This is a genomic window from Planctomycetia bacterium, from assembly GCA_034440135.1.
Classification (GTDB): Bacteria; Planctomycetota; Planctomycetia; order Pirellulales; family JALHLM01; genus JALHLM01.
The window spans coordinates 1-4,245 of sequence record JAWXBP010000533.1; the positions used below are offsets into that span (position 1 = coordinate 1).

The following is a 4,245-nucleotide window of genomic DNA, read 5'->3' on the forward strand; positions in this document are numbered from 1 at the left end:
AATTCGGCCGGACGCCGTTTACGCAGGCGGCAGCCGACGGGGTGGGCGAAGGGCGCGACCACAACCAATACGGCTTTTCCGTGTGGATGGCCGGTGCGGGCTTGAAGCACGGCTTTGCTTACGGCGCGACCGACGACTTCGGCTACAAGGCGGTCGAGAACCCGGTGCACTGGCACGATTTTCACGCCACGGTGCTGCACCTATTGGGTATCGATCACGAGCGGTTGACGTTTTATCACAACGGTATTAAGCGGCGGCTGACCGATGTGAGCGGGCGGGTGGTGCGGGATATTTTGGCGTGAGATTACGCGTAGCCAAGCAGTAGGCCCCCGCGCCCTCAGGCCGGTACGGCAACCACGTCGCTGCCATAGGGATTGAACGGTCGGGTAACCGCCGACCCCGCATTCCGCTATTTGTGGACTCTCGCGGAAGTGCACGACTGAGGGTGCTCGCTCGCGGCGAAGGCGAGAAACGATCACAGACCCTGCTGTTGGAACTCTTCGTGTTTTCGAAGCATTGCTTCAGCCTGCCGCGAGACGGACGCCGGAAACCAGTCTCCCTGTATCTGAAGCACTTGATTGAGGAGGTTTGATAGCCCGGAGAAAGTTACGAATTCCAAATGCGTGACGACCGAAATGCGGTCACCTTCATTTCGCGTTATGAGATAGCTACATCGGTCGGTTTGAAATGGGTCGCGGTGCCGTGATCCGTTGCTGTTGTAGTTGACTTGCCACAGCGTATCATCGGGGACGACGACGATCGGTAGCACGACGGAAAGAAAATACAACTTGCTTGATGCGGCTACGTGCCACGCCTCAGCAACGAGTTCGTGTGCGGACGAAATCGCCTGCGACCATTTTTCGAACATATCGGCGTCGTTGGTAGTTATTTCTCCCTTGTCGGTTCGACCGACTTGAACGCACTCCTTGCCGACGGGTGCATTCCCCGGATAAGCACCCGACGGCCTCGCTTCGTAATCAGCGTGGCCTGCCGAGCGCGCAAACGTCCCCCGTGACCCCGTACTGGTGAACTCGTCAAAGGAGAAAATCACGTTGTGATGACTCTCGCTACGGCTACGCGGGACGCAACTGACGAGGAGCGGAAAAGAGTCGGACAACCGCTTGCACTCGACAGCGCAATAGAGCCGAAGCGCGCCGTTGCTCTTTACGGCTCGAATGTCGAACTGTCGGTGCTTTCCCGTGACTGGGTCCGCATAGAAGCCACTGTGCCGGCAGTCAAAACCCAATCCCAAGAGCAATTCCAGGCATTTCAGCTCGAAAGCAAAACTGGATGCGCCGCTCAAGTAGTCATTCAGATCGTTTGCTTTGACGGGATCGTTGCTGAATTGCCTTGCCATGCTTCCCTCTACGTGCTGGTGCCTGTGACGCGTCCCAATTCGCGAATCCAATGCCGAACAAAAAAAGAACTGAGGCGCTAAAGCAGTTCTAACAATCGCTGAGGATTACCCCAGAAGCGGTTCACAGGATGCTCCACGTCGCCAATCACAACGCATGCGCCATCCGGCACGCGTTCCTTCGCATTCACCGGACAACACACCACCGCCATCATTAATCCAGAGATTAGCTCAGCTGGCAAGATCAGAAGATTCTTTCTGTGTTCAAGACGCTTTCCGGGTTCGAACACGAGATTGTCCGGCAATTCAGCGGCATGGACTAACCCGCACCGCACCGCATGGTAGATAATCGCTTCGAACCTGCACATTCCATTGGCGTCCAACTCAATGTCAGGATGGTGAAATGCAACGTGAAGGTTGAGGACAGACGTCCCCAGGGACACACGAGTGATTAACGCCATGTTGTCCGTGAGAAATTGCTTGTAGTCCGATTTCTTGCTCTTGTCCTTGCGATAAAACTTCTGCGCAGTTCGATCGAGAGCAATGCTCGTCGGAATCAGTGCTCCCTCAAAGTCCTGCCGGTGAATCTTTTCGATTGCTTCGTAGATTCGTTTCGCCACGCTCATGGCACGGGCCCGCTCTCGGTTTGCAGTAGTGGCCATTCAGGCATCGACACGGCATTGGGACCGAAGGTTCGGAGAATTCTCTGATAGACCTCCAAGTGTGACGTCAAATATCCCAAATACGCCAAGACCGTCTATAATCTCATTCGCGGGATTTCGCGTCGGGCTTGAAATATCGCGACTAAGCGGCCCGGCGACGGATCGCTTTTTCCTCCGTCGTCGCGCCAGCCCGATTTCAACAGGATTCTCGACCATGGCCTTTGGGCGCGAGCGCAATTGCGATTGGCTGCTGCCAGTCGCGCAGCGAGTCGATCGGTTGATTCACGATTACGGCGTCGAGCCATTTCGAAAACGGTTCGACCGCTGGGCCGCCGAATTTCTCGGTGCCCGTGACCGCCGAGACGACTGGATCCGTCGACGCGAGGAACACGCCCTGGCGTACGAGTTCGTTTCACTGATTGCCAGCGCTTTTGACCGATACGACCGGCGCGAAGCCGTCTCGAAACGGTTTTCCGGTGCCCCTGACGACTGCCGATTGGTCGCGGCATACTTCCCAGAGGAGTTGGCGCATTGGAACGAGCCGACGATTCAGCGACCGCTACCGATTCCCGACGACCGCGAGCCATCAATGGACGAGAAAGTCGTCGTAATGGGAGCGATCCGCGACGCACTTGAACGCGGGGAACGGATTGTTTCACTCCCACCTGGTTCCCACGATCGACCCGCATTCAACCGCGCGGCGGCCGCTTTCGTTTTCATCCGATCCGTCACCGAGCTAGTCGACCCGACTGACCTCCACAAACTCGAATTATGGTATGAGGACGTTGAATCCTTCGTGAAGTCCGAATTGCACCCATCGGCATCAATCGACTCCGTGTCGGCCAGCAACGCGGTCAAATGGGAGTCGTCGGGAGCAGCGGGCGGAACCATAACGCCCACGAGATCCAAGCGAAGTACCGAACGGGGCGAAGGCCGGACGAAGCTAATTGCGGCTCTGACGAAGCATCACAAGTACGCCGATGGCGGTTCCCTGAACCTGGAACCAATTGGCAACAACGAACTGGCTCGGCTGGCGGGCGTGGACCGAGCGACCGCGTCGGCATTCTTCAAACAGCAATTCAAGGGGCATGGCAAGTACAAAGCGGTTTGTGCTGACGCGGCGCGACTGGCGGCAGCATTGAAGCTGTTGAATGGCGAATTCGCGCCCCATCTTCTCTACGGCAGCAAACCAGGCAACGAAGACGAGCGCGACGAAGAATAATCGACCGCGCGTTGGATCGTTGGGTATCCATTACCCAACAGCTGCGCACTTTTCTTACTGCGCCGATACCGGCATTTGCGGCCTTTCCGAGCGAATTGCCAACCATTGGGCATCTTTTGCCCAACGCTGCGCCGACGGTTATGCAAGCCGCACTTTGCGGCAGGCGATGTGTTGGAGACAGGAAATGGCCGGTATCGAGTTCGAACAGGAATGGACGCGAGAAAAGACTTCGAAGGGCGTTTTCGAATCACGCACACGGAAGTGGAAGATCACGGTAACGTTCGTGAGCTTCCTTCAGTGGCTATTTGGCCGATGACCCGCCATTTTGGTTCCCGGCGCTCGTCCGCCCTGCGGGCGGCGGAAAGAATAGGATCCACATTCCCAGGGGATGAATCCCCTGGCAACCATCGCTCGCCCTCCGGGCGAAGGCCTGTGCGCACCCTCCTCAGAGCTTTGCCGCCGCTCGGCGTCTTGAAGAATTTTCGCCACTTCGGCCACCGCGCCGTCGAGTGCGGCCCGGACGAACGGAACGGTTCAGTCTAAGTGGATCGAGCTTTCAGCCTCAAAGGATTGAGGGAACCATTCTTACTCCGTGACCGCATGGCAGCGACTGTTCGGCTCGATTTGGGCATACCACTTGAACGACGAGACCAGCGAAAAAACCCTGGCCGGACTTGGCGTGAATCGCTCACCCCCCGACCGCTCAACCTGATTCGAATGCCGGCAACCGGTCTCATTCGGCCAACCGTTCCGCCGTCGCAGCGAGTGTCGCATTCTCGACTTTTGCGGACCGTCCGGGGCGTGGTTACCATATCGGGCTCATGGGACAACGCGAACTTGGGGACGGTCCGGAACCAGTTACCGCCGCGCGCAGCGACCATCCCTTACCTAGACGCTCGACGACCCGCAACAGGAGGCAGCCTCATGTTCGATGACGTGTTCGACGACAAGCAGTGGAAAAAAGCCCGTGATGCCACCGGGCTGAAGAGCGCTCTGACCGAAAAGGT

At 57.4% G+C, this 4,245-nt stretch carries 4 protein-coding genes; 2 read left to right on the plus strand and 2 right to left on the minus strand.

Annotation, left to right across the window (positions count from 1 at the left end; genetic code table 11):
• On the plus strand, positions 1 to 302 hold a 302-nt coding region (locus SGJ19_29625; protein ID MDZ4784425.1), incomplete at its 5' end, for a DUF1501 domain-containing protein.
• A gap of 173 nt (positions 303 to 475) precedes the next feature.
• On the opposite strand, the gene SGJ19_29630 is transcribed toward SGJ19_29625, so the two are convergent.
• Together SGJ19_29630 and SGJ19_29635 are read right to left on the minus strand one after the other, a co-directional pair.
• Positions 476 to 1,303: a hypothetical protein gene (locus SGJ19_29630; GenBank protein ID MDZ4784426.1), complete on the minus strand. Its 828-nt coding sequence runs from the start codon at positions 1,301 to 1,303 to the stop codon at positions 476 to 478.
• A 131-nt stretch (positions 1,304 to 1,434) separates the two neighbouring features.
• Positions 1,435 to 1,980 (minus strand): hypothetical protein, encoded by a 546-nt coding sequence (locus SGJ19_29635; protein ID MDZ4784427.1) that lies wholly within the window; start codon positions 1,978 to 1,980, stop codon positions 1,435 to 1,437.
• A gap of 250 nt (positions 1,981 to 2,230) precedes the next feature.
• Here SGJ19_29635 and SGJ19_29640 point away from each other — a divergent pair, with 250 nt between their 5' ends.
• The gene (locus tag SGJ19_29640) at positions 2,231 to 3,238 is read left to right on the plus strand and encodes a hypothetical protein (GenBank protein MDZ4784428.1); all 1,008 of its coding nucleotides are present in this window, start codon (positions 2,231 to 2,233) and stop codon (positions 3,236 to 3,238) included.
• Positions 3,239 to 4,245 lie beyond the last annotated feature (1,007 nt).

Excerpts from the sequence above, each read along its gene's own strand:
- SGJ19_29635 (MDZ4784427.1), bottom strand. The coding sequence starts at position 1,980 with ATGAGCGTGGCGAAACGAATCTACGAAGCAATCGAAAAGATTCACCGG.
- SGJ19_29640 (MDZ4784428.1), top strand. The coding sequence starts at position 2,231 with ATGGCCTTTGGGCGCGAGCGCAATTGCGATTGGCTGCTGCCAGTCGCG.